The sequence below is a fragment of the Paenibacillus chibensis genome (assembly GCF_004001045.1).
Taxonomy (GTDB): Bacteria; Bacillota; Bacilli; order Paenibacillales; family Paenibacillaceae; genus Paenibacillus_AQ; species Paenibacillus_AQ chibensis.
In genome coordinates this window covers 1-25,372 of record NZ_BIMK01000034.1, presented here as the reverse complement: position 1 = coordinate 25,372, position 25,372 = coordinate 1, and the positions used below count along the sequence as shown (strand labels likewise).

The window sequence follows — 25,372 nt, the reverse complement described above, 5'->3', positions numbered from 1 at the left end:
AAAACGGCTAAGGAATCCTTTCCTTAGCCGTAAACCAAGCTTCAACTCCGCTCCCGCAGCACAACATATACCCCGGTATCATCGGTTTCCACCGGATAACCACGCAGCTTCGCGTCGCTGCCTGGAGCCAGGTGATGACCGCTCTTCAGGTCGAATTCCCAGCCGTGCCAAGGGCAGCGCAGCACTTGATCCTCCAATCCATACTCATAATCGTAAACTCCGGAAGGGAGCCGCGTCCCTCGAATCGCACCCGCGCATACCGGCGCCGCCGCATGCGGACAAACGTTACGCCACGCGTAGTATTTCCCTTCGATTCGAAACAGGCCGATTTCCATCTCTTTCACTTTTACAATAAGTTTGCCTCCGTCGCTGATCGCATCTGGCTCCGCCACTTTCACTCTCATGCGGGACCCGCCTCCTTAGGCCCCTCCGGGATCGGGAAGCCGTACAGCTCTGCAGCGGTATATCCTAGAATACGTTCCTTCAGCTTCTGAGGAAGGCCTCTCAGCACCACTTTCGGGTTGTCGAAATCCCAATGCGGGTAGTCGGACGAGAACATAGCAAGCTGTTCCGCTTGCATCATCTCAAAAATTTGCAGCAAATGTTCCGGCTTCTTCGGTTCTTCGATCGGCTGTGTTGTTACCCGCACATGCTCCACAATATACTCCGATGGCAGACGCTTGAGCCACGGCGTGGTATCGCGCAGCGCTTTATAGTTTTTGTCCATGCGCCACATCAAATGGGGCAGCCAGGCTATACCGCCTTCGATCGCTACAAATTTAAGCTTCGGATATTTTTCGAACACCCCTTCGCATACCAGGCTATTGATATGAGTCATAAAATTCGCAGGCAGAATATTGTGCCATTCCATATACCGGGTCGGGTACCCGGCAGGTGTCGGGGCGCCGGATATCCCCTTCCCTTCCGTGCCCGGATGAATGGCGACCGGCAGTCCATTCCGTTCCGCCGCTTCGTAGATCGGATGGTAGAAGCGGTTGCCATACGGCATACGCGCTCCACTTCCCATCACGACCTGCACCATGCCCGGATGCGATCCCATCCTGTCGATTTCCTTGACGGCTTCGGCCGGGTCGGAATGGTTAATCTGAATGGAGCCTTTGAATTTCGGGCTGACGCTCAGCCAATGATCCGCCAGCCAATCGTTGAAGGCGGCAGCGACGGCATTCGCATAGTCCGGATCGGCATGAAGAGAAAGGCCCTGCTCTCCTCCGCCCGTTAGGATGCCATAATCGATACCGAACGGTTCCATATAATGCTGAAGGACAAACTGTGGATCGCTTCCGGCCGAGCCTCCATTGTCGGGCTTTGCGTCCTGACGCAGTACACCTACGGGCGAATAATACTGCCCGTGCACACCGATCCCGCTTTCGAGCCATTGTTGATGCCATACTTTCGGCAGATAAGGCAGCAGGTCCTGCGGTTTGTCGATTGCATTGTGGATGTCAGCATCTACGATAAACGATGCGGATCGCATTCTATGCCCTCCTTTGATTTGTATCTGACCGCTTACTTAGAGCCATATGTGCGCGTATATGCCGTATTGTACATATCCAACAGTTCATCGGCGCCGAGCTTCTTCAATTGATCCAGGAACTGCTGGTAGTTTGCATCGGTAATCGGCGTCTTGCCTGTGACGAATTCCGTAATTTTCTGCTCCAAAAACTTGGTGAGCGGGGTCAGCTTCGATTTTTCCAGATCGAGCTCTTCCGTCGTCTTCACGAGCGCCTTAGGAGCTGGAATGATGAATTTTTCATAGCTGCTGTTGATCGCTTTGCTTTTGTCGTCGAGGCCTCTCTCCCACGTTTGACGTGCGAGTGCGTTGTTCAGCGAAATGTTGTCGTACCATACGCCGAAATCGCGCCGCAGCGGCACATACGGGCTAGCGCCGAATTCTTTCATATAGACAGGCTCCCCGTTCTCCAGGGTATACGACTTGCCTTCAATGCCGAGCGACAAATATTTGGTGCCTTCTTCACTTACGAGATAGTCGAGGAATTTGACGGCTCTTTCCTTATCCTTGACTTTAGCCGAAATGGCCCGCCCCACCGATCCTACGACCGGACGGGAAAACTGGTACGTCTTTACGCCGTCAGCAGCAAACTCAGGAAGCGCTTCCAGGTCGTAATTCGGCGTGCCCGCTTGCTTCGCTTTATCGATCGTCGGGTTCACTTCCGCCTTCCAGTAGTAGGTTACAGACGACTTTCCTTTTAAGAACCGTTCTTCCCACTGATCCGGCGTCAACAAATAAAATTCGGGATCAAGCAGCTTTTCCGTATACAGCTTATTCATAAATGCGAGTGCATCCTTATATCCGCTGTTGTAAGGCGCGAACTCGTATTTGTTTTCCGTCGGACTTTGATTGAAAAAGCCTGAAATACCCGTGAATATCTTTCCGAATACGGTATACATTCCGGTATCCGCCGTGACCGGGGTATTGAAGCTGAGCGGGTAGCTGTCCGGCTCTTTAGCTTTCATGTCTTTCAGGAATTGATAAAATTCATTGAGATTGGTGGGGGCCTTCAAGTTGTATTTATCCATCAAATCCTTGCGCGCCATCCAAATATAATTGAAGCCTTTACCGGCGGGATCACCTTCGAGCACAGGCACGTCGTAAATGCCGCCGTCCGCGCCCGTGGCCACGGCTTTCGCTTCCGGGTACGTATCATAAAACTTTTTGAGATTGGGCGCGATATCCAAATAATCCTTCAAATTCAGGAATACCTTCTCCGGCCCATTCTCCCTGGCCTCTTGATTAGACGGTTGGCTGATATCCGTGATTGTGTTGGTAGCGATCATAATCTGCCGCTTCTCCGTCAAGCCCTCTTGGCTGACGACCTGCCAATCCACTTTGACGCCCGTTTTCGCTTCAATTTCCTTGAAGATTTCCCAATCATTCTTTACCTTTCCTTCCGGGCGGTCGTAAACCAGCCAAGAGAACGTAATGGGCTTGGTCGAGTCTGCCCCCCCTCCGTTTGCCCCTTCTTGCTTTCCGCCTTTTCCACTGCAGCCGGCGGTCAGAGCGCTCAGCATTACCGCAGAAAGGATGATGGCCATCATTCTTTTACTCACTTGTTTGAACCCTCCTTTTATTTTGCATTGGATATATAGGAATAGATTCCGGTGGAATCTATATCTATCCCTTGATTCCACCGATCATGGTGCCCTGTACAAAATACTTTTGAATAAACGGATACACGCATAAGATCGGCACCGTTGCGATCGTAATCATGGCGTATTTCAGCGTCTCTATATAGTCGGTGTTGCCTTCGCCCTGGACATTCGAGCCGGCGATAATAATGTTGCGCAGCATGATCTGCAAAGGATACATGCTCCGATCGTTCAAATAGATCAGCGCATCGAAGAACGAATTCCATTGATTGACGGCAGTAAACAAACCGATGGAGACGAGTACGGGGAGTGAAAGCGGAAGTACAATCCGCAGGAACACCTGCATCGTGCCGCAGCCGTCCATGGTAGCGGCATCTTCCAGCTCTTCCGGCAATCCCTCGAAAAAGGTTCGCATGATGAACAGATACCAAGTGCTTACCAGCGACGGCAGCACGATCGCCCACATCGTATCAAGCAGGCCCAGATTTTGCACCACAAGGAAGGTCGGGATCATCCCCCCTCCGAACATCAGCGTGAAGGCTGCCAGAAACAATATCAGCGGACGGCCGGGGAGCCCCTTTTTGGCAAGCGGATAAGCCATGGCAGATGTAACGGCAAGTGATAAGAAGGTTTGAACGGCGGTATAACGAATCGTATTCCAATAGCTGATCCATAGATCCGGATTGCCGAGGAGCCTTTCATAAGCAACGAAGTTAATCGATTTGGGCCAGAGAACGACCCGCCCGCTCATGACCATCGCGTTATCACTGATAGAAGCGGAAAACACATATATGAGTGGATATACCATGACAATAATAAGAATGATCATGAGGAAGATGTTAACCGCGTCAAATAACCTCGAGCCGAAGCTTTCCTTGATTTTCATGACTAGCCCCCCTTCACCATAGACTTGTATCCGAGAACTTCTTGACGACACGATTCGCTGACACGACCAGCACGAATCCGATCACCGACTGGAACAAACCGACAGCCGTAGCGAAGCTGAAGTCGGCGGATAGGATGCCGCGCCGGTAAATGTAAGTATTGAGGACGTCCGCGGTTTCATAGGTCATCGGATTGTACAGTAAAATAATTTTTTGAAAGCCGGTTTCCATGAAATGGCTAAGCGTCAGAACAAACAGGACGATCATCACGGGAATCATGCCGATGAAGGTCACATGTCGCATTTGTTGAAACCGATTGGCGCCATCAATTTTAGCAGCCTCATACAAGGTCGGATCAACGCCGGCAATCGCCGCCAAGTACAAGATGGTACCCCAGCCGATCGTTTGCCAAATTTCCGAGCCTACGTAGATCGTTCGGAACCATCCCGGCTCGCCGAGAAACATCATTCGCCCGACGCCGAGCCAGTCGAGTATATGATTGATAATTCCGGTCTGCTGCGACAAAAAGGTAACCATAATACCGGCAATCACGACGGTAGATAGAAAGTGAGGCATATAACTCACACTTTGCACGAACCATTTGAACTTCCGGCTTCTGATTTCATGGAACAGCAAGGCAAGGATGATCGGCGCCGGAAAACGAAATAGCAGGTCGTACACATTGAGCATGACCGTATTCCGGACCAGCTTCCAGGCATCCGGCGTATTGAGGAAAAAATCAATAAAATGCTGCAGCCCAACAAACTTGCTGCCCATGATCCCCCGGCCGATCGAGAAATTCTGAAACGCGATGATCACCCCGTACATCGGTGCATACTTGAAGAGGATGTAATACAGAATGCCGGGCAGCATTAACAAATATAACGTTCTGTACTTCTTCAGCTTGAATCGGAGAGAAGCAATCTTTCCACTTTGGACTCGGGCTGGTATTTGTGCGTTCGCGGCATCACTTCGATTCAATGACAACGGTTTCACCTCCTTTGGCAGGCGTTTGAACGCGAGCCGAATGTTGGCTCTGACTATAGGTTGTGACACGCCGCCGGTAAAGCACCAAGTTTTCGGAATGTCTCCATTTTTACAAGCCGTATGACACCGCAATCCGCATGATCAGCAGGAGAAAAAAATGAGACTTCGAAAAAAAGAAGACTCATGATTGATGGATCGTGCGATATTTGGCCGGAGTAATTCCTTCGTAACGGCGGAAATTACGGATGAACGAGTTCCTTCCCCAATAGCCAATTTGTTCGGCTATATCATCAATTTTCAGATCCGTCTCGAGCAAAAATTGCTTCGCTTTCGAAATCCTGTACTTGGCGATGTACTCCACATACTTCTCACCCACCTCTTCCTTGAACATGCGGCTGAAATGACCGGCGGACATGTTCGTTTGCTCCGCGAAATATTCAATGGAGAGCTCTTCGTTATAATGGGTCTGAATATAGTCCAAAATTTCTTCAAACTGTTGTTTCCGGTCCGGTGCTTCCGTGGTCCGGAACAATACGCCATGTATTTCCCGGAATGTTTGTCTCAATTCTTCCCAGGTTACACAGCGGTTGATGGCAGCAAACAACTCGGAATGGACCGAGATATCAAAATCATTCCGCTCGCTTTCGATGGCGCGAGCCCAGGTATTCAGCACATCTGTGGCCAGGTTCTTCATCTGATGTGCGTTCGCATTGCTCCGCATTCCGGCATCCAGCAAGTCGAACACGGACTGAAGCAGGTTTTTGCAATCGCCAGCTTTATATCTATTGAAGATCCGGTTCACTTCTTGTGAAGACAAGAAACTGTCACCTGCCGATCGCTCCTTCCACACTCTTTGTTCGCTGCAAATTTCGGCACCCGCGTGCAAGCTCTTATAATGGAGCATCGAGAGCGCATCGTTGTAAGACTGATGGAGGGCGGCGACAGAATGAACCGTTTTCCCGATTCCAATGGACGCTTTGTAGTAAGGATGCTCCAGGAGCATCTTTATAACATCCGCTGTCTCAGCGGGGTCGCAGAGCCGGTTATCTTCGTGATGCAATACGCAGGACAATTGTTCGGAACGGGTTTGACATACCCAAATGAGTGCCGGGGACAGCTTGCGAATGTTCTCCTTCAACTCGGCCAGCATAAATGATTTGGACGTCTCAGACAGCTGCTGCGCGAATGGCGAATAGTATTGGATATCGATGCAGAAGACCGTTGCGGCTGATACCGGCTTGTAAGGGAAGGCAATTTCTTTCGCGTAATATTCGATCGATAGGCTGTCGCGGTATTCACCAAACAACACTCTAGCAATAAATTGCTCCTGGACGATCGGGAACATGCCGCTTACCGTCTGTATCAGCTCTTTGTTTTTAGAGATGAGCACATGCGAACACCGTTTTATCGTATCGAACTCATTGCCGCTGTGGGAGCCCGGTGCGTCTTCCAGATGCTGATGCTGTGATTCCAGTCCCGTTTTAATTTCGTGGATCGGGTTGTACAGCCTCCGGCTCAAATAAAAAGAAACCAAACCGCCTACGACGATAAACATGCCAAGCAGTACGAACGTCATCGTGCGGATCGTGCTTGCCGGCTTCATTAGAGTGGGCAGATCGATCATGCTTACATAATACCAAGTATCATTGAACCGGGATTTGGTGAATGATAGCGCTTTCTTGTTCTGGTTTAAAAATAAGGCTTGTTCCGGATTCATACGGATCAGCGCTGCGAATGAATCAGGCTGTAGCTCGGACGATCCGTTTGAGATCAGGACGGAGCCGGAGGAGTTGACCAGCATCGTATCCGTTACCCATTTCTCCTGAATGCCCAATCGCTCGCGAAGCTTATTCAGATCAAGATTCACGACCAAATAGACTTCGGGATTGCTATTGTTGAATGGATAGCTCATCAGCATGGCGGTGTTCAGGTGGGTTGAGACGATGTCCCGAGTGAATGGCGGCCTTTCAAATACGGTATGCGGTTTTGTAAAAACCATCGATTTCTTGCCGGTAAAATTCGCAAAGTAGGAGGGTATATCCGTATCTTTGATCAGATACTGTTCCTGGAAATACTCGTCTTTGCTGTTGTATGTATTGCCGTCGATGACCAGATCTTCGCTCGCAAAGTACAGGAACGATTTGTACACCAGATTTTCCGAATCCAGTTTATTCAGTTGTTGCATGAGCGAGTGGATCCGTTCATAGTGCTGTGTGAGTTCAGCGAGATTGCCGGACGTTCTGGGAAAGCTCTTGATGCTTGCCGTTGACAGCATGTTCACCATATCACGTTCGAGAGAGGCGAAGGTGTCATCGGTTTGCTCCGAGAAATGCTGCATGATGGTATTGTTCAATCTCTCTGCATCGTGCTCAATCAACCGGACGACAAAAAAATTGGTCAGTACGGCGGATACGATGACTGGGATCAGAATCAGCGCGAAGTAGTTAGCGAATAAACGACAAAACAGCACCGTGCGATACGTTTGCCAGAAACGGTTCACCATGACAACCCTCCTAATAAAATTTCATAAATCAAACTCGATTATAAAATATTATTTCATTCCAATCTTAAACTATTTTCACTACATTTGTAATTATTTACTTTACAAAATGCCACAGATTATCAGAACCTTTTATCTGGAATATTAGGGTTATCTTTGACGGTGGGCGCCTGACGCATGTATTCCAGAAATCCTCATCGGTTTGTTCTAGGGGATTCGAATGGTCCGGATAAGACAGAAAAAGCCAACGTTTATAAACGTTGACTTACACGCCAATACTTTTTCAACTCATGTTACCCGTTACTTCAATAAGGAATTAAGCTATATTGTGAAATGACCCTGATTTTTGATTTATTCGGCAAAATATGCCAAGACATAAGCTCTTTTTTAAAATCAGAATAAACTAACAAAACTGGACGATAAGGGTGAGTTAAACCATGCGTTCTGGTCTCAAATCTTCTTGTATTTATTAATTCTATTCGATCAAATTCCGATCTCTCGCATCTTCTCCGTTACTTCCTCGATCCTTTGATCCATGTCCATTCCTTCGAGCTTGGGAAGCTTCAGCTCGCTTACGATGGTTCCATCCCGCATAAACATAATACGCTCTGTCCGAGCCGCGACCTTCGCGTCATGCGTTACGAGCATCACGGCCGTACCGTCAGCGTTGATTTCAGATAAGATGTCCATCATCTCTTGGGCGGATTGTGAGTTGAGCGCACCCGTAGGCTCGTCTCCGAAAATCATTTTGGGGCTGTTTATAAGCGCCCGGCATATTCCCGCACGTTGAAGCTGACCTCCCGAAACCTGTGTAATATCCCGCTTCTCGAGATCCGCTATGCCTACCCTCTGCATAAGCAATCTGGCCTTCTCCGAAATTTTCGTTACATTGTTTCTGTTATCCCGCATGGCCGGAAGAATGATGTTGTCAAGGATATTCAGATTACTCAGCATCGTTGGCTGCTGAAATACAAACCCCATTGTCGTCCGGCGGAGATCTGAGAGCTCATTCTCCCCCATGGTCGATAAATCCTTCCCGTCAACAACGACCTTTCCGCTATCCACGCTGTCCGTCCCGCTGAGCGCGAACATCAGCGTCGATTTTCCCGAACCCGAGGGACCCATAACCGCGACGAATTCTCCCTCATTGATTTCCATGGATACGCCATCTAGAACATGACGCCTTTCACGGCCCTCACCGAATGATTTTACGATCCGGTCACCGATCATCATCTTCTTCATATGCCTACCCCTTCATACTCTCGGAAATTTTTATTTGGCCTGCACCCGTTAAACCGATGATGGTTGCGATCAGTACAGAACCGATCATCATGAGTGGTATGAGCAGGTACGCGGATAGCGGATGGATCGCAAACGTAAATGTCGATGCTCCAAAGGAGGAGATCACCGTACGCGCCAGCAGCTCTCCGAGCGTGTTCGCCAGCAGCGTGCCCAGAATCAGGCCGGCGATTAGAACGACGACGGAACGGGAAATATACTGCGCCCTGATATCCGAATTCGTAAAACCGAGTGCTTTCAGCACGGCAATGGAATATTTGTCTTTCGCGATGAGGAGCTTCATAAACAGCAGTGTAATGAGAAGCGTTATGACTAACGCAACCAAGGCGGAGGCGACGGATGCCTTTTTAACGGAGCTTATCGTTGATCCGAACGTCTGTGCAACAAACTCCTCAATGTCGGAAACTTTTGCAAAAGCAAACCTGTTCTTATACTCCGACACTTTTTGATCGATAAGAGATGGATCCGAAAGCTCCGCGCAGATCACAGCCCACATCGTATCTGCCGTATGATCAGTGAACACGGCCTTTGCGGTTTTGCCGCCGTTTGTAATGTCGGAATAAATGCCGCTTACCGTTAATGCTTTTTCCGCTCCCTCAGCCGTTAGTGTCATACGTTCACCGACCTGTTTGCCGAGCTCCTCGGCGTTCAATGCGGAAAGGGCAATTTCGTTTTCGGCAGCGGGCGCTCGACCCTTGGAATAATAGATAGGGAATGCCGAATGATCCCCGAGTTCAATTTTTATATTTTCCTCCGATCCGTTTTCCTTCTTTACTTTGAATGCTTTGGTGGTCAAGACGGCGTAACGGGAAATATCGCTGTCGCTTCTCATACGGTTTTCGATTTCAGATGTGTTCGTGGGAATAGGACCGGTCTGCTGAACGTCCATCCGCATATCGTAAGTTCCAATCCCCATATATTGAACGAAGCTTTTGGAAGAAATCGTGCTGTACAGGTTCTGCGGAACAATCATGATAAAGGACGAAATCACGAGAACGACAAGCATTGTAGCGTAAAGTTTTTTCCGTGCAAGAACATCCTGTACCCCCAGAAAAACATTGGTGCTGAACCATCTGTTTCCGCTCAAGCGAAACTGCTTTGCACCCGCGCCTTGTTCATGTGAAGTGCCGCTGCGTATGGCTTCTGCAGCAGACAGGCTCCGAAAGCGTCTCAGCACGCCGTTTACGTAGGCCATAATCGCAAGGAATATCAGCAGTATACCGGCGAGTCCGAACAGCGAAGCGAGGGATGTACGTCCGCTATCCCCCATATACAGGCGGATATTCTCAAGGAGCATCCCTTTACTAACAAGCGAGAGCGCATAACCCACAGCACTGCCTGCAGCAGCTATTGCTGCGTACTTCGCAAGATAAATTCTCTTCATGTCGGAAACCCTGAGCCCTATGGCCTTCATGACACCAATTTCCCTGTAATCTCCTTCAATTCTCGCAAGGAGCGTAAAGCGTATGCACAGCAATGCGATGATAACGATCAGAACACTTACCAGAAGGATGACGGCAATCATGATGCCGTCCGAAAGTGCGTTGAGCATTGTTAACAGCGGATATGTAATGGTCGGCCCGTTCGCTTCAAGTCCTGCGGAAGCATAAGCGGATTCGAATGCGCCGAGTGCCGACATGTCCTTTAATCTGAACTCTATAAGATACTCCGTGCTGCCAAGGTTTTTGATCTCTGCGTAATCATGCGCGCTCAGGAGAAACCTCTTGGATGAAGCAAGCGCAGAATTCATCTGCGAATCGCGAAGGAATCCCGCCACAGTAAATTCCCTGCCGCTTACGAATGCCTTGTCGCCAACCTTTGCCGTGTGATCCCTCATATAGCTGACTGGAACATAAAGCTCCCCGTCGGAGGCATGAATGATGTTGCCGTCCAGATCAAGTAAGTAATCGAATTTTTCACTCTGTATACTGAAGCCGTTATCTTGAACGCTATTCGCAAGCGAACGATCACCAAGAATGATTTTAGAGCCATCGATGTTCACAAATTCGGCGACTTGGAAATCATCGACATGATGATTCTGCTCAGCAAATGACGTAAGACGGGCCATGTTCACTTCACCCGAATGCATCTGCATAAAATGCGGGGTTTTAGCTTGCGTCATGAGCATGTCCAGCGCACCTGAAAGATGGACGACGAGGATCGCGGCGAGCGACACGAGCATTGCTGCGGCTGAGACAAATATCATCGTTGCCAGCGTAATTACCTTACTCTTTAACATGTCATTGCGTATGATCCGATAATACATGGGCCACCTCTGTTTTCATGCTTAGGAACTGTCTTTAAGTTATACATAAAGTTGCTGAAGCAAGACCACTGTGCACAATAAGTGTGGATGCAGCAGCTGCAAACAATGTGCATATATCAACTGTTATCAGTAGTCTTGTTGTCGAATATCTTCATAATGTGCATGAGTCCCCCTGACTTGACACCAAGCATTCTTTCCACATTGAAAACCAGTGCATGCATGCGTGCAGCGAGCTCTTCGCTCGTCATTCCCACGTAATCATCATCAAAAACCGTATTGGCATAGATCATAATCATCTCCATACACTCATACGGAAACGGGGTGTCAAACACCCCCTGCTGAACTCCCTCCCGGATCATTTCTGCTAGAATAGGCGTAATTCCGCTGACAATGACTCTTTGAATTTTCTGATGCATAAGCGCATTCTGCGGTTTATGAATATGCTCCATCATTTCTGCGCTGCTTCCGCCGCTTATTTTCAATGACATCATGACATGGATCATGCGCTCGACGACAGGTATGCTCTTGTTCTCGGCCACTTCCTGCGCTGCATCTAATAGACGAACCTTATATCGTTCAATCAGCGCATCCATAATATCTTCCTTCGATTTGAAGTGATGGTATAAGGTTCCCCGAGCAATCCCAACCTTGTCCAGAATATCGTTGGTACTCGTCCCGTCAAAGCCCTTCTGAAAAAATAGCTCATCAGCCGCATCCAGTATTTCGTTTATACGTTCCTCGGCCTCTTTTACAACCCTCATTTTTCATTCATCTCCTCACCACACCGACCGACTGCCTGTCTATTTGCCTCTAAGTTAGATGATAACATGCGATTTCGCCTTGTCAAGAACGTTATATTGTTGTTAGGTGCTGTATTCTCCATCTGTTTAAAGCGAATCATGCTTCTTCCTGCCTGTTTTACCCACAAAAAATCCCCTCCAGCATCCGGTACAACAGCACGCTCATCTCAGCTCGCGTCAGCAATTTCTGTGGACGCAGCTCGCTGCCGTATCCCTTCACGAGGCCTTGCCGGATCGCCGTAGCGATCGCGGACTTGGCCCACTCGCCGACCTCGCCGCCGTCGGAGTAAGCGGATAGATCCACGCCCTCCCCGGCGCTGTTATCAGACAGAGCGGCTCCGGCCAGTTGAAGCGCCCGAATGACCGTCACGATCACCTCCTGCCGCGATACCTTCTGGTGCCGGAGCAAAGCTCCCGTTATCGAGCCCGTCCATCATATGGTATGCGTGTACTGCTTCAACGGCTCCGCTATACCAGCATGATGAGCTTACATCCAGGAACTGCGACGGCTCTCCGCCACCTTCCGGCAAGCCTAGCGCTCTGGATAACAGAGCGGCAAGCTCCGCGCGGGTCACCGCGGCTTCCGGCGCGAACCGCGTTTCGTCGATCCCTTGAATGATCAGCCGGCTATTCAGATCGCGAATTTCGGCCGCTGCCCAATGTCCTTGCAGGTCTGTTAGCCCGGATGGCTTGGATACCAGAACAAGCGGGTTATTCGCGAGCGTAAGAACAACGGCAGCCGGCTTCCCGTCAATTGTGGTGAACTTCGTCGGGACGGGGCGTATGCCGGCGATCCGTTTGATCCAATTAAAAACGGACTGGTCCAACGCCAGTCCGTTTCTTTGGGTTCATTGGTCGCCATGTTGAGCCAGCGGTTCTGGTCAATGAAGCTGCACATCCATAGGACTAAAAGAAAGAACAACCCAAGTGCCGCGGTTGTTCTTTCTTTTCAGATCAATATTTCTTGGCCGTTCGCCACAACACTTCGCATACCACATCCGGATGATAGAGATGCCTGTTCATGAAACGCACCATGTCCTGATTGTCCGCTTCGACGAAGAAATACCCGTGCGTATACCTCTTCTCGTTCAACACGCGCCTGCATGCCTGCGCGATTAACGCGATGCCGCGCCCCGTGCGTTGGAAGCTGCGATGAACGAACATCGTCTTGAACAACACGGTCTGTTCATCGAATGACTCGACCAGCATCCAACCGACCACCTCGCCCAGGTAACGTAAAACCAAACTTCGTTCCGGGTCGATCGAGTCTTCATCTTCGAAGGGGGAGAAGTTGGGCGGCACCCAGTCGCCTTCCCCTTGCTGGACATACATCCGCTCCGCTTGAGTGAGCGTCGTCCACGCAGCCATCTCAAACGAGTCCGGCAACGGAACTCGATCGATAAACGAATAGCTCCGCATGATCTCGACCGGCCCGCTCCAAACCAAGATGCCCGGCTTCGGCGCCTCATAACCGCAATCGACCAGATACGCGTCCGCGCCTGAGCTTGGCTCCGCCTGTTCGAGGTACTCGACCAGTACGGCCCGTATCCCTTTCCCTCTCAGGGAGCTTTCCAATGTGCCGAGCAGGCGACGGCCGATGCCCTGACGGCGTTCGGATTCCTTCACGAAGACCGTCAGCAGATGCGCAACGGACGAACCTTCCTCCTGTCGCGCCACGGCCAGGCCTACAGGTTCTCCAACCGATCCCTCCACCCTAAACGCCCCCGCCGCAACGAAGGACGACGGATGCTGCTGTAGAAGAAGGCGAGTCTCCGGATTGGCAAACCGCAAGAACGCAATGGGCACGGCCCCGTGAAACGCTTGAACGACGACCGGCTGCGAATTAGAAACTTGAGACATCGATAAGGACAACCCGATTCGCGGCTTCGTTGTTCGCGTAATCATAGATGCCGTTCATGGTGATCCGGAACTTGCTTACAGCTGTCGGCGGTTTGGTTTGATTCATCATGTCGATCCAAGCCTGCGTTATGTAAATAAACAGATCGTTTCCGACCGCTTCGAATTTGGCATACCCGTTCGTTGGATTAAGGGGTACCTGAACCGTGTCCGTAAAATCACCTGATTGCGAGTAATCGACTTGAACGGAAGCTATTGAGCCAATCACACCAGTAATAAAGATCGGCTCATTACTGTTTACCGTGATCTTCGCTAAGTCGGAACCGCTTGCAGACGTCCAGGATCCTCCCGTCCAAGCAGGCGAGGTGCGGTCCAGCAAAATCGGCAAGCTGACTTTCCCTTTCGAATTGCTGCCCTCGAACAATTCGAAGTCAATCGCGGCCGACGTGGCGGTGTAGGCTGAGTCGCTAGCCTTGACGTAGACGCCATACGTAACATTTCCGGAAAGGTTAATATCGGTTGTGGTTGCCGTCAATTTAACCTCCCCCCTCTGATTGCTGAGGTCAAGTGTGCCATTATCTGCGAGATCATAAACGTAGAAGGATTGGGTAACGGAGTCGTATTTGAACCCTTCTTCCTTGGTGCCTCTTTTGACCTTGATCAAGTCTTTGATGTTGCGCTTGGAGTATTGGTAATGCGTCCCTGGTGCCGACACCCAATCCGTATCGGAGATCGTGACGTTGTTGCTTGTGGCGTTATTGAAAGGGAATTGAGCACCTGGCGCCAACGAGATGGACAGATCTTGCGAGTATTCCGCTTGAAAATCGGCGATCGCTTGCGTTAATGCATTCAGTGCGCTGTTCACCTGCTGCTGGGTCGCTTGCACGCTCGAGCTTACGCTTGACGCGGCTTGAATCGCCGCAGCAAAAGCATCCCATACCGCTTGCGTCACTTGGCCCGCGTTATTGCCGACGGTGTGTTGCGCTTTGAGCGCATCGGCTTCGGCAATCTTTAAATCCAATGCTGTTTTATCCACAATCGGTTGAGGGTGATAGGCCGCTTGAAAATCGGCGATCGCTTGCGTGAGTACGGTCAGCGCGCTGTTCACCTGCTGCTGGGTCGCTTGTCCGCTGGAGCTTACATTCGTCGCGGCTTGAATGGCCGCAACGAACGCATCCCATGCCGCTTGCGTCACTTGGCCTGCGTTATTGCCGACGGTGTGCTGGACTTTGAGCGCGTCGGCTTCGGCAATCTTCGAAATTAGTGCTGTTTTGTCCACGCCAGGCTGAGGGTTAGTGCTAGATTGGGGGCTGCTGCTATAAGACTGAGCCGGCGCGTTCAAATCGGGATTGGGACCGTTGTTCACGACGGGGAGACTGGATTTGATTTTATCGTAATCGACGAAGAAGTTTTTCAGCTTCGCGGTATTCGACACCAAGACGTTGTCCACCTTCGCCCCTTGGGCAAGAATAATCTTGACCTGTGTCGGCTCGTTGATTTCGAGCTGTTGAACATGACCTTTTATCTCTAGATAGGCTGTGCTTCCTCCTACTTGCAGTCTCTTCACGATCGCGTCGGCATCGGTTCCGATCGAGGCTTTTGCGCCCGTAACCAAAACAACGGTGCTAGATTTACCTTTCGCCTTGAACGTCACATCTGAACCTGCCAGTTCCACCAACGTAAACGTTACGTTATCCATATCGAGAGCTGACCCATTAACCGTCAGTTTACCCGTGACTTTCATGTTCTTCAGCGCAACCTTGGCATTGGCGACTACATCTGCGGTCAGTTCCGTATGGTTCGCGTCGAGCACGCTGTCCGCAGCATTTAGTTCCAAGCGCTTCAATCCGGTAATTGTGAAGCCGTTGCGGGCAAACTCCAGTTTGGAGTCTTTCAATGCTCCGGCGTTATCTGCGTTCAGCACTCCTTGCAGTCCATCAGGAACTTCATAAGCAATTCCGCCAATTGTAATGGTTCTGCTTCCAACCTGGACTTCCCCTGCCGGATGATCGACCACGTTGATGATGACGGCGGCGATTTCTTGGCGTTTCAGCTCTTGTTGCAGGCTGCCGTTCAGTTCCATGTACCCCAGTTCGCGGATCGTTTGGACGGCATTCTGCGCCCATGAGCTGGTCAATGCTTTGAGATCGGAAGGCAAGTTCTCCCCTTTGCCCTGAGCGTCAATGCCAAGCGCGCGCACCAGCACGACCGCCAGTTGCTCACGGGTAATTTGATCGTTGGGACCGAATTTCTGACCGTATCCGTTCATGATTCCAGCTTGAATAACCCCATGAATAGCACCCGCGCTCCAGCCGGACGGAGATACATCCAAGAAGCCGGAAGATTGCACCGGAGTCATGTCTAGATGGAATAAATTGCAAAGAATGACGGCGAGCTGCGCGCGCGTCAAAGCATCGTTAGGACGCATCCCCCCATTCGGGTCACCTTGCATCAGTCCCAAGAGTCGAGCCTGCTGCAACGCATCCGTAGGCGCCTCGGCGACCATCAGTACATTATTGGTATCCGCGAAGGCCGATACCGGGCTCAACATCGTAGAAAGAGCAATGGTGCTGGCAATAATCTTTCTTTTCAAAAATACTGACCTTCTTTCATTATGATGAGATATTATTTGGAGCTTAGTCAGGGAACGACCCATTTTCGACACTACAATCCCTTATCGCATTACCTTATTCTACAGATTACCAGACCCATTGCTTTACTGAATAGTGACCGTTGTCATCGATTTGTCATATGACAAATTGTAATGATTTTCCTCGTCTTGGATACCACACGCCTGAAGGACTTTGGCTTCTCTCTATTCTCTCGTTATGCTCACACCATAAAGATCATTTGGATCTCATTCCTCACCGCCTACCTTAAGCATTCACTCCCACTCCAGAATAAATTTAAAAAATACCCTATCATTAAGAGAGGGTATTTCAACATTAACTTCTCAGCTGCCCAAAATCCTTACCGTATCTCCGCACAGATCGATGCCGCAGGTAATAGATCCAGATGGCTGAGCTCACCGACAAAAACAGGATTTGCATGAGCGTGCGGGGGATCAATTCATCTTCCGGGCTTGTGGCGAGGCCATTCAACGCGATGTACAGATTGGCAGGAAACATGGCGATTAACAGCAGCGTCAATCCGCCGGCTGCCCATAAGACAGTCGGACGCCATAATAACCCTATTGCACCTGCCAATTCCAATACCCCTGTGATCGTCACGATCAAACCGGGATACGGTAAGATCGGCGGCACCATGCCGACAAGATCCGAGCGAAGATACACGAAGTGAACCGTCCCTGTCAGCATAAACATCGCCGCGAGTCCGCCCCGAAGCGGGATTGGCCATGGACGTAAGCGTCTGACTCCCGCAGCTCCTGCAATAAAAAGAACGAGCGAAACGACAACAAGCACGATCAGCGGCTCCATGAAATAACCTCCATTCATTTTAAGTGTATAGATACTAAACACATTGAACAAAAAAATTATGTTATTTGTCTAGTTGCTTTTCCAGCGTCATTAAGAAATCCTTCATAAACTTCACCTGATCGTCGGGGGCATTCCCCAAGACCTGCACCACCATTGCTTTGAATTGGTTTTGGTAATCCAGATGACGAGCGTACGCCACTTCTCCTTTTGGCGTGACCTTCAGCATTAATCTCGACTGGTTGCGTGCATCCTTTTCTTTCGTGACAAGCCCTTTCTGTTCAAGCTTTTTCAGAACCTGGGATATCGCCCCTTTCGTCACGCCGCAGCGTTCCGCCAGTGCCGTAATGTGGATGCCTTCATGCTCCCGGATCTCATTCAGCGTGTAGACCTCCGAATGAAATAAGGGCTCATCCACGCCATAGTCCCGGTTCTTGCGATCCTGTTTGTTAAATGCTTTGAACACATCCAGCAAATGGTTGCTGATTTCTTCTTTTAAAAGTTCATCGTTATTCATCATGGATAAAAGTGTATAGCAGCTAAACAATATTGTCAAATATTTCTTGCCATTGTTTTTTGTCCGCAATGCGAGAGAGCTTAAACCATTCATTCTGGGAGGTTCTACCCGGTTAAAGCAAACGCCTCTTCTTTGCCGTTGCACCAGTCGCTCAAGTAACTTAAGATTCGCGACCCTTCACGCTAACGAAAAGAGCAGCCCTTGGCTACTCTCTTTGTCATAGCCGAATACCAAACCTCTTGCCGTGTAACTACTAAAAAGCAGCACCATTTAAAGGTCTGGCGTTTCTTCCATCTGTCTCGTAAATTCGTCCAAAAGCGTACGTACTTCATCGGTAGACGCCGTGCTCATCAATTGATTTCTGAGCTCGCTTGCCCCTCGAAAGCCTTTGACATAAATCTTGAAAAAGCGATGCAGAGCTTTAAATGGACGGGTCTCTAATTCTCGCGAATACTGATCATACAGATCCAGCTGCAATCTTAGAAGATCAAGGTGTTCGGCACTGCTATGCTCCCTCGGCTCTTTTTCAAAGGCAAACGGATTTTTAAAAATACCGCGCCCGATCATGATCCCATCCACACCATATTGTTCAGCCAGCTTGAGGCCCGTTTGACGGTCGGGAATATCTCCATTAATCGTCAGCAGCGTATGCGGAGCCACACGATCCCGAAGCTTCTTAATTTCAGGAATCAGCTCCCAATGCGCATCGACTTGGCTCATTTCCTCTCTGGTGCGCAGATGGATCGAAAGATTAGCGATATCCTGCTTCAAAATATGTGTCAGCCAGTCCTGCCATTCATCCACTTGTGTGAAACCTAGTCTCGTCTTCACGCTGACAGGCAATCCTCCCGCCTTGGCGGCTTGGATGATTTCAGCGGCAACCTCTGGACGAAGAATCAAGCCGCTTCCCTTCCCATTGGATGCCACATTATGAACAGGACAACCCATATTAATGTCGATCCCTTTAAATCCTGACTTCGCCATATCGATACTCATTTGTCGAAAATACTCAGGCTTATCGCCCCATATATGCGCAACCATGGGTTGTTCATCCTCGGTAAATAGCAAACGGCCACGGACACTATGATTTCCTTCCGGGTGACAATAGCTCTCCGTATTCGCAAACTCTGTAAAAAACACATCCGGTCTTCCCGCCTTGCTCACGACATGACGAAAAATAACATGCGTCACTTCCTCCATGGGTGCGAGTATAAAAAAAGGCCGGGGTAAATCAAGCCAAAAATTAGGGTTCACTTCAGACTCAAATCCTCTCGTTAATATGCAGCATCAAACTTTGACCCAAATAAATAACTGAAAAAATTTGATGAAAACCGGAAATTATTTTAACAAAAAACGCGCCTGAATGGAAATGGATTAAAATGACTTTCTTCAACCGGGTAACGACTATAAGAAAAAGAACGAAATCCTCAATCAGAAGTTCGCTCTTTCTAACTTCATTCAACGTATCAATCTTTTCGGATTCACCGTTATCCGGCGACATCACCTGGTATACCACCCGTCATACGAGCCCATCCCTTTTCAAGTTAGCGAAGCTGCTGGATGGAGCAAGACATATGGGCGTAGTGGCGTTGCCCTATTTTGCTGTCTTCGGAGCTTCATTTCAAGCTAGCGATGAGGAGATCAATCAAAGTGCAGTAGAATATATCAACTATATTATCAAGCATAACAGTGACCCCTGCTCTTCAAGTTAACTGTCCCATCCTAACTTACATTTTGTGAAAGAACACAACAACAATAAGAGCTATCAAAAATCTTATCAAAGACTTTGGACAGCTCCATATTAATTCCATCAATGCAGCTAGGAATTAGTTTTTCTTCACCAACAGCGCCACCGACTCCACATGCACTGTATGCGGAAACATATCCACCGGCGTCACTTCCACCGTCCGGTACCCTCCATCCTCTAGCACGCGCAAATCTCGCGCCAGCGTGGATGGATTACAGCTTACATACACAACCCGCTCCGGCTTCATTTCCAAAATCGTCTCCAGCAGCTTCGGATCGCAGCCCTTGCGCGGCGGGTCGACGACGATCACGTCGGCTAGGGTGCCCTGCTCTTTCCAGGCAGGGATGACATCCTCGGACGCTCCCACCTCGAACGTAACGTTATGCATTCCGTTCAGCTCCGCGTTACGTCGGGCATCCTCGATCGCCTCCGGCACGATTTCGACGCCGTACACCTTGCCGGCATGCTGCGCCAGGAACAGGGATATCGTTCCGATGCCACAGTACGCATCGATCACGTTCTTTTTGCCTGTCAACTGCGCGTACTCTACCGTCTTCCCGTACAGTACCTCGGTCTGAGCCGGGTTCACTTGATAGAACGACCGCGCGGAAATCGCGAATTTCACGTCCCCGATATAATCGTAAATCACTTCGCGTCCCCACAGGACGCGCGTCGTATCGCCGAAGATGACGTTCGTCTGCTTCGTGTTCACGTTCTGGCAGATGCTGACGACAGACGGCAGTTGCGCCTCGATCTCTTGAACCCATTCATCCGCATGCGGAATCTTATCCCCGTTGGTCACCAGGACGATCATCATCTCGCCGGTGCGGAAGGCGACCTTCACGACAACGTGGCGCAGCAGCCCTTGGCCGCTCTCCTCGTCGTAGGCGGAGATGCCGAGCCTGCGGCCGATCGCCTTCACGCGGGCAACGACCTCGTCGTTGCTCTCGTGCTGGATGAGGCAGGCTTCCATGTCAATGATGCGGTGACTGCCGCGGGCGTAGAAGCCGCCGACCAGGCCGCCTTCGGTGACGCCCATCGGCACCTGCGCCTTGTTGCGGTAGCGCCATGGCTCGTTCATGCCCGCTGTGGCATGAACGAGAATGCCCTGCTCAGCGCTGCCCGCCGCAATCGCGGGCGCCTGCGAAGCTGCGTCCGCGCCTTCCACTGGCTGCGGCGCGCGCAGCTCGGGCTCGCCCGCCACCTGCAGCTTGCCGATCCGCATCAGGTTGTCCACGACAAGCTGACGCTTCCAGGCTAGCTGCGCGGCATAGTCCATATGCTGCAGCTGGCAGCCGCCGCATTGGTCGTAGATCGGGCAGGGCGCCGCGATGCGGTCGGGGCTGGCTTCAACCAGCTCCAGCAGCTTGGCGTAGCCATACTGCTTTTTGGTCTTGAGCACCTTCACGCGGACCTTCTCGCCGGGAAGAGCTCCGGCTACGAACAGGGTATAACCCTCGGCCCGTCCGACACCCTCTCCATCGTGATTCATCCCGATAATATCGATCACGGCCACGTCGTTCTTCTCCACCGGCAGTCCGGTGATCGGCGCAGGCGTGCTGCGGCGGCCGGTGCTCCGGCGGCTTTGTCGCTTGTTCATGCTGCTGATGTCACTTCTTTCTTCAATATATTTCTGATCGATTCTATATCACTGCATCTCGCACAAACGAGATTCAAGCTTTATTCATTCCTCATGAAAAAACATAATTACGGAATCGTCCTTCTATAAATACATACAAGCGCTGATCCCGTGTTCGATTTCTTCCGATCCACGATTGCTTCGTCTCTATATTCACATTCCGTCGTCTTCCAGCGAAACCCGTCACATCTTGCAAAATAACGTAGTTTCATAACGGAACACGCCTCATAACGGAACACGCCTCATAACGTAACTCATACGCATCCCATACATCACTCAAAAAACACGCGAAATGCGCCTTCCAGCCTCTTTTCACGCTCGAGCCATCTCTGCATCCATCCTATTATACCAGACATCGCCCCAACGCAAAAAAAGATCAAGATGTCCTGCTTCCACCCTTGATTCCGATGAACAGCGCCTGGACATCTTAACCTGCCGTGAACTGCTGGTATGTACCGGTGAACGGCCGCTTGGGCCGGATTCAACCGCAACTGCTGTCTTGCTCATAATCTAATGCTTACTTTTCAATGGACTTCCTATCCCATTCACTTACCCTACGCAAAAATTCTTAAATGCTGATGCAGCACCGAGAACTTGCCCGGAAGCGTTCCGCCCAGCTCGCCGTCGAGGTTGAGCAGCACCTTGCCCGGGGAAGTGACCTCCATCGAAGGCGTACGGAAATAGATGACTTTCTTGTCGTTCAAATGCTCGCCGCGCAGCGCAAGGGTGACGACCCGCACGAACTCTGCCAGGTTGCATTTCTTCAGGGCAATCACGTCGAGCATGCCGTCGTCGATGCGCGCGCCCGGCGCGAGCTTCTCGAAGCCGCCGACCGAGTTCGTGTTCGTGATCAGGAAAAGCATGAACTCGTCATGAATCGTCTCCTGTCCCTCGGCATGGATGATCAGCTCCTGCGGAGACAGGCTGACCATTTTCTCGACTCCTTTGATGTAATAAGCCAATTGGCCGATCATCGTCTTCAAGCGGCTTGGCACATCATACGTTAGCTCCGTTAACGTTCCTCCGCCCGCAATGTTGATGAAATACCGGTCATTCGCCTTGCCCACATCGATTGGACGGGTCTGCTGCCGGATCACCAGGTCGCAGTAGTCCTCCCAATTGCGCGGAATGCCAAGTCCGCGTGCAAAATCATTCGTGGTTCCCAGCGGAAACACGCCGAGCGGAGGCAGGTTCTCCTTACCCGCCATCCCGTTCACGACCTCATACAGCGTACCGTCGCCACCGGCGGCGATGATCATATCGTATCCGCGCTCCACCGCATCCACGGCGGCCGCGGTTGCGTCGCCTTCGCCTGTTGTCGCATGACAGGAGGCTTCAATGCCGCCTTGATCGAGACGCTGGAGAATATCTGCCAGGCGCCGTCTCATTTCCTCCCGGCCCGAGCTGGGATTATAGATTAATCGTGCTCTTTTCATGTACCAAACGCCACCTATTTATAGGAATATGCATTGTGGGCATGAAGGAAGCAGCCAAGCTTCACCCCATGCCTGATGATGACCTTCCGTGGGCATAAGCCCAGGTTAGCCTATTTTACAGCTAAATATCCCATTCGAAAATGAAAAAAATCAGCCCATGCAGGTTTGTTCATTCAAGTTCCCCTGAAAGCAAGCTAGCCAGCAGGAGCCATCAAATGAATTTACACTGTTTCGGACTCTGATGAATCAAGAAAACACCCGTACAGAAAAATATAACGTATTATTCCACTTTTAACCAGTCTTGAATTTGCTCTTGGATCCACACGGTCAAGAGCGGATGCGGCAGCAGCGACCTGCCGGAATAGCTGTAGCTCAGGCCTGCAAGACGCTTCGGGATCACTTCCCGGATAAAATAGCCCTCACTCAAAAAGAGCGGAGCTGCAATCACCTGCATCCCGCGCTCCTTCTGCCAGTATTCCACTTTGGCCCGCACGCTGTCCGGCCGCAGCAGCGCGAAATCCGCAGCAGCCAGCCCGCTGATGGTGCGCACCTGCTCCGCAAGGCCGGCCAATCCCTGCTCCCAGCGCTGGCGGAAGCCGTCATGGCTGCTGCCATGCCCGATCAGGACAAGGGCCTCCGCCGCCGGATTGCGGGATACCGCCTTCGCTTTGTCCCAGACCATCTGCGCCACATAAGGCCCTTGCTCGATCGGAGAACCGTACGTCACATTCGCATGGACGCGAAATGGCGCCAAATCGCTCTCGAAGGAAGGAGCATCAATGACGCCTAGCGCATATGCGATTTCATTCACATGTGTACTCCCCGTGGATACGAACAGCGGGATTGCCAGGATGTCCGTGACACCTTGGCTTTCAAGCAGATCGATGCCATTTTGAATCAGCCGTCCTTCCACAATTTCCAAGAACGAAGCCGCCACAGGGAGGTCTCCCCGCAGCGGCAGCTGATGAATGGCGTGATCGACCAGCTCGACCCAAGCTTGTTCTCTTGAGCCATGACTGATCACGAGTACGCCCCGTTTGCGCATCTTAACGTCCAAGACGATCTAAAGTCATTTTATACCCTTCGTTGCCATAATTCAAACACCGCTTCACACGGGAAATAGTCGCCGTGCTCGCGCCCGTCTCCGCCTCGATCTGGTTGTACGTATTGCCTTTGCCAAGCATCCGTGCAACCTCCAGACGCTGTGACAGGGACTGGATTTCGTTGACGGTACACAGGTCATCGAAGAACACGTAGCATTCTTCAATGCTTTTGAGCGTTAAAATCGCTTCGAATAATTGGTCAATACTTTTATCATTAAGTTTCTTCAGTTGCACTGAATCATCATCCCCTACTATTACTATGTACTTTCATTGTACCCGAGCGAGTATGGACTTTTCAAGCATTAACGAATTCACGCACTACAGAGTTACAAGAATAGATGGCCGAAGGGCCCCTGTCGTCGCCCTTTTTCCAGCATCCTTATTCTCGCAGATCAGCTAATATTAGGCATAGAAAAGCTCACGAACCGGCAGCTCCCTGCGGTTACGGGCGAAGCCGATGCGGTGAACCTCCGATTGTCCTCTGTCGGTAAACGGTCCTGGTAAATGCTGAAAAATCGCGGCGATTCCGCCGCTTGATCTTGAAAACGCTTCAATTATACCTCAGCGCAGCACTAATGTATAGATTGAGTACAGAATTTTATGTTTTTCATCCCGTTCCACTGTCCTCCACTCACGCACATCTGTATTTTCCTGATCTCATTTTCCCTGCTGGGACTACCCTACTCGGTGCTTTCGCAGTTCCCTGCACATCCCCCATCCGGAGCCATCATCCCATCCATTCCATACCTTATTGGCAATAACCCGCAGCGCCTTTGCAGTTGAACCTTTCTGATCGTATCCAAAGAACCTCTCCGTCGCCGGGCCCATATCCTGTATGGAATGCTTCCTCAATTCCGCTTCTCCTCTTCTGGGTATCCGCCCGATTCCGCTCCTATCCCTGTCCTCCGGGCATTCGTCTATACCTTATGTTCGCCTAGCACATACAGTATAATAAAACATTCCAAAAAGGAAAGTGATATCCATGCCTGAGCATTACTATCACCGCAAGCCACACAATGATCAGCGCTCACTCAATGGCGGCGGCCCTTTCTCCCCATATCCATCCTACTCACCCTATCCGGGTATCCCTTATAATGACTTCGCCGGCCCCGGCACGGGTCTTGCTCCGTTCCAGGGCGCAGGGGGCCTCGGAGGCGCGGAAGCTTTGGTAGGGGCAGAGACGGCGGCAGGAGCCGCCGAGCTTGTGACCGCAGCCGCCGCCGCACCGGCAGCCGCAGCAGCCAAAACCGGCTTCTCGCTTGCCAACCTCGGCGAGTTGAAGGGCATTATCGACCGTTTGGGAGGTATTGATGGCCTCGTCAACAATATCGGCAAGGTCCAGAAGGTCATGACCGGCGTGCAGCAGGTCGCGCCAATGTTCAAGCTTTTTTTCGGCAAAGGCAAAACCAACAGCGCAGACGATGATGAAGGGTACCGTAGACGCCGCCGGAGAAGAAAGTCCGGCAGCAAGAGATCCTCCTCCAGCAAACGCAAAAACACCTCGTCCCGTTCCGGCAAATCCAGAAAGTCCTCCGGCAAAAAACGGCGTTAGCGCACGGAAACCGGGACCGAAATAAGGGAACAACATCCGGTGCTGCCTTCCATTGTAACCGGCTTGACGCGCCCGGTAAGAGATACGTATCCGTTTGGTATGCGGGGGGCGAATGGCCCCCTTTTCCTATTGTCCTGCGCTTTCGGATCGTTCTGCGGTCTGGATACCGTCCCCTAAGCTTTTTCGTTTCTGCGGCATGAAAGCAGATATCCATAAGAAAAA

General features: G+C 50.7%; 21 protein-coding genes. 1 reads left to right on the top strand and 20 read right to left on the bottom strand.

The window, feature by feature from the left end:
• Positions 1–41: 41 nt before the first annotated feature.
• The 20 genes from PCH05_RS21765 to PCH05_RS21665 all read right to left on the bottom strand — a co-directional run bounded on the left by PCH05_RS21765 (position 42) and on the right by PCH05_RS21665 (position 23,832).
• Positions 42–404, bottom strand: a complete 363-nt coding sequence (locus PCH05_RS21765; RefSeq protein WP_127605844.1) for a Rieske (2Fe-2S) protein — start codon at positions 402–404, stop codon at positions 42–44.
• Entirely contained in the window at positions 401–1,495 is a 1,095-nt protein-coding gene (locus PCH05_RS21760; protein WP_127605842.1) for an amidohydrolase family protein, read from the bottom strand. Before PCH05_RS21760 ends, PCH05_RS21765 begins: the two co-directional genes overlap by 4 nt.
• Positions 1,496–1,527: 32 nt before the next feature.
• Positions 1,528–3,078: an extracellular solute-binding protein gene (locus PCH05_RS21755; protein WP_174806291.1), complete on the bottom strand. Its 1,551-nt coding sequence runs from the start codon at positions 3,076–3,078 to the stop codon at positions 1,528–1,530.
• 76 nt (positions 3,079–3,154) lie between these two features.
• Positions 3,155–4,015 carry a carbohydrate ABC transporter permease gene (locus PCH05_RS21750; RefSeq protein WP_127605838.1) on the bottom strand — a complete coding sequence of 287 codons (861 nt, stop codon included), beginning with the start codon at positions 4,013–4,015 and terminating at the stop codon, positions 3,155–3,157.
• 13 nt (positions 4,016–4,028) lie between these two features.
• Positions 4,029–4,886, bottom strand: a complete 858-nt coding sequence (locus PCH05_RS21745) for an ABC transporter permease (protein ID WP_127605882.1) — start codon at positions 4,884–4,886, stop codon at positions 4,029–4,031.
• A 295-nt stretch (positions 4,887–5,181) separates the two neighbouring features.
• Positions 5,182–7,503 (bottom strand): helix-turn-helix domain-containing protein, encoded by a 2,322-nt coding sequence (locus PCH05_RS21740; RefSeq protein ID WP_127605836.1) that lies wholly within the window; start codon positions 7,501–7,503, stop codon positions 5,182–5,184.
• A gap of 480 nt (positions 7,504–7,983) precedes the next feature.
• Positions 7,984–8,742 (bottom strand): ABC transporter ATP-binding protein, encoded by a 759-nt coding sequence (locus tag PCH05_RS21735; protein WP_127605834.1) that lies wholly within the window; start codon positions 8,740–8,742, stop codon positions 7,984–7,986.
• Positions 8,743–8,746: 4 nt separating this feature from the next.
• Positions 8,747–11,065, bottom strand: a complete 2,319-nt coding sequence (locus tag PCH05_RS21730; RefSeq protein WP_127605832.1) for an ABC transporter permease — start codon at positions 11,063–11,065, stop codon at positions 8,747–8,749.
• A gap of 116 nt (positions 11,066–11,181) precedes the next feature.
• A complete protein-coding gene (locus PCH05_RS21725; RefSeq protein ID WP_127605830.1) occupies positions 11,182–11,826 on the bottom strand; it encodes a TetR/AcrR family transcriptional regulator in 645 nt (214 codons plus the stop codon).
• A 157-nt stretch (positions 11,827–11,983) separates the two neighbouring features.
• Positions 11,984–12,235: an S-layer homology domain-containing protein gene (locus PCH05_RS21720; RefSeq protein ID WP_164766753.1), complete on the bottom strand. Its 252-nt coding sequence runs from the start codon at positions 12,233–12,235 to the stop codon at positions 11,984–11,986.
• Positions 12,189–12,692: an S-layer homology domain-containing protein gene (locus tag PCH05_RS21715; protein WP_127605826.1), complete on the bottom strand. Its 504-nt coding sequence runs from the start codon at positions 12,690–12,692 to the stop codon at positions 12,189–12,191. Before PCH05_RS21715 ends, PCH05_RS21720 begins: the two co-directional genes overlap by 47 nt.
• Positions 12,693–12,819: 127 nt before the next feature.
• Positions 12,820–13,770, bottom strand: coding sequence for a GNAT family N-acetyltransferase (locus PCH05_RS21710; RefSeq protein WP_127605824.1), 951 nt, complete (start codon positions 13,768–13,770; stop codon positions 12,820–12,822).
• Positions 13,709–16,315, bottom strand: coding sequence for an S-layer homology domain-containing protein (locus tag PCH05_RS21705; RefSeq protein ID WP_164766752.1), 2,607 nt, complete (start codon positions 16,313–16,315; stop codon positions 13,709–13,711). The genes PCH05_RS21710 and PCH05_RS21705 overlap by 62 nt, the downstream gene beginning before the upstream one ends.
• A 352-nt stretch (positions 16,316–16,667) precedes the next feature.
• Positions 16,668–17,159 carry a DoxX family protein gene (locus tag PCH05_RS21700; RefSeq protein ID WP_127605820.1) on the bottom strand — a complete coding sequence of 164 codons (492 nt, stop codon included), beginning with the start codon at positions 17,157–17,159 and terminating at the stop codon, positions 16,668–16,670.
• Positions 17,160–17,220: 61 nt separating this feature from the next.
• A complete protein-coding gene (locus tag PCH05_RS21695; protein WP_164766751.1) occupies positions 17,221–17,673 on the bottom strand; it encodes a MarR family winged helix-turn-helix transcriptional regulator in 453 nt (150 codons plus the stop codon).
• A gap of 270 nt (positions 17,674–17,943) precedes the next feature.
• The gene (locus tag PCH05_RS21690; RefSeq protein WP_127605816.1) at positions 17,944–18,873 is read right to left on the bottom strand and encodes a tRNA dihydrouridine synthase; all 930 of its coding nucleotides are present in this window, start codon (positions 18,871–18,873) and stop codon (positions 17,944–17,946) included.
• A gap of 626 nt (positions 18,874–19,499) precedes the next feature.
• Positions 19,500–21,020 carry a 23S rRNA (uracil(1939)-C(5))-methyltransferase RlmD gene (gene rlmD, locus PCH05_RS21680; protein WP_127605812.1) on the bottom strand — a complete coding sequence of 507 codons (1,521 nt, stop codon included), beginning with the start codon at positions 21,018–21,020 and terminating at the stop codon, positions 19,500–19,502.
• Between the two features lie 593 nt (positions 21,021–21,613).
• Positions 21,614–22,495, bottom strand: coding sequence for a diacylglycerol kinase (locus PCH05_RS21675; RefSeq protein WP_127605810.1), 882 nt, complete (start codon positions 22,493–22,495; stop codon positions 21,614–21,616).
• A gap of 280 nt (positions 22,496–22,775) precedes the next feature.
• Positions 22,776–23,540 (bottom strand): sirohydrochlorin chelatase, encoded by a 765-nt coding sequence (locus PCH05_RS21670; protein WP_127605880.1) that lies wholly within the window; start codon positions 23,538–23,540, stop codon positions 22,776–22,778.
• A 1-nt stretch (position 23,541) separates the two neighbouring features.
• On the bottom strand, positions 23,542–23,832 hold the full coding sequence (locus tag PCH05_RS21665; protein ID WP_127605808.1) for a YerC/YecD family TrpR-related protein: 291 nt from the start codon (positions 23,830–23,832) through the stop codon (positions 23,542–23,544).
• A gap of 748 nt (positions 23,833–24,580) precedes the next feature.
• Between PCH05_RS21665 and PCH05_RS21660 the strand changes: the two genes are divergently transcribed.
• Positions 24,581–25,150, top strand: coding sequence for a hypothetical protein (locus tag PCH05_RS21660; protein WP_127605806.1), 570 nt, complete (start codon positions 24,581–24,583; stop codon positions 25,148–25,150).
• Positions 25,151–25,372 lie beyond the last annotated feature (222 nt).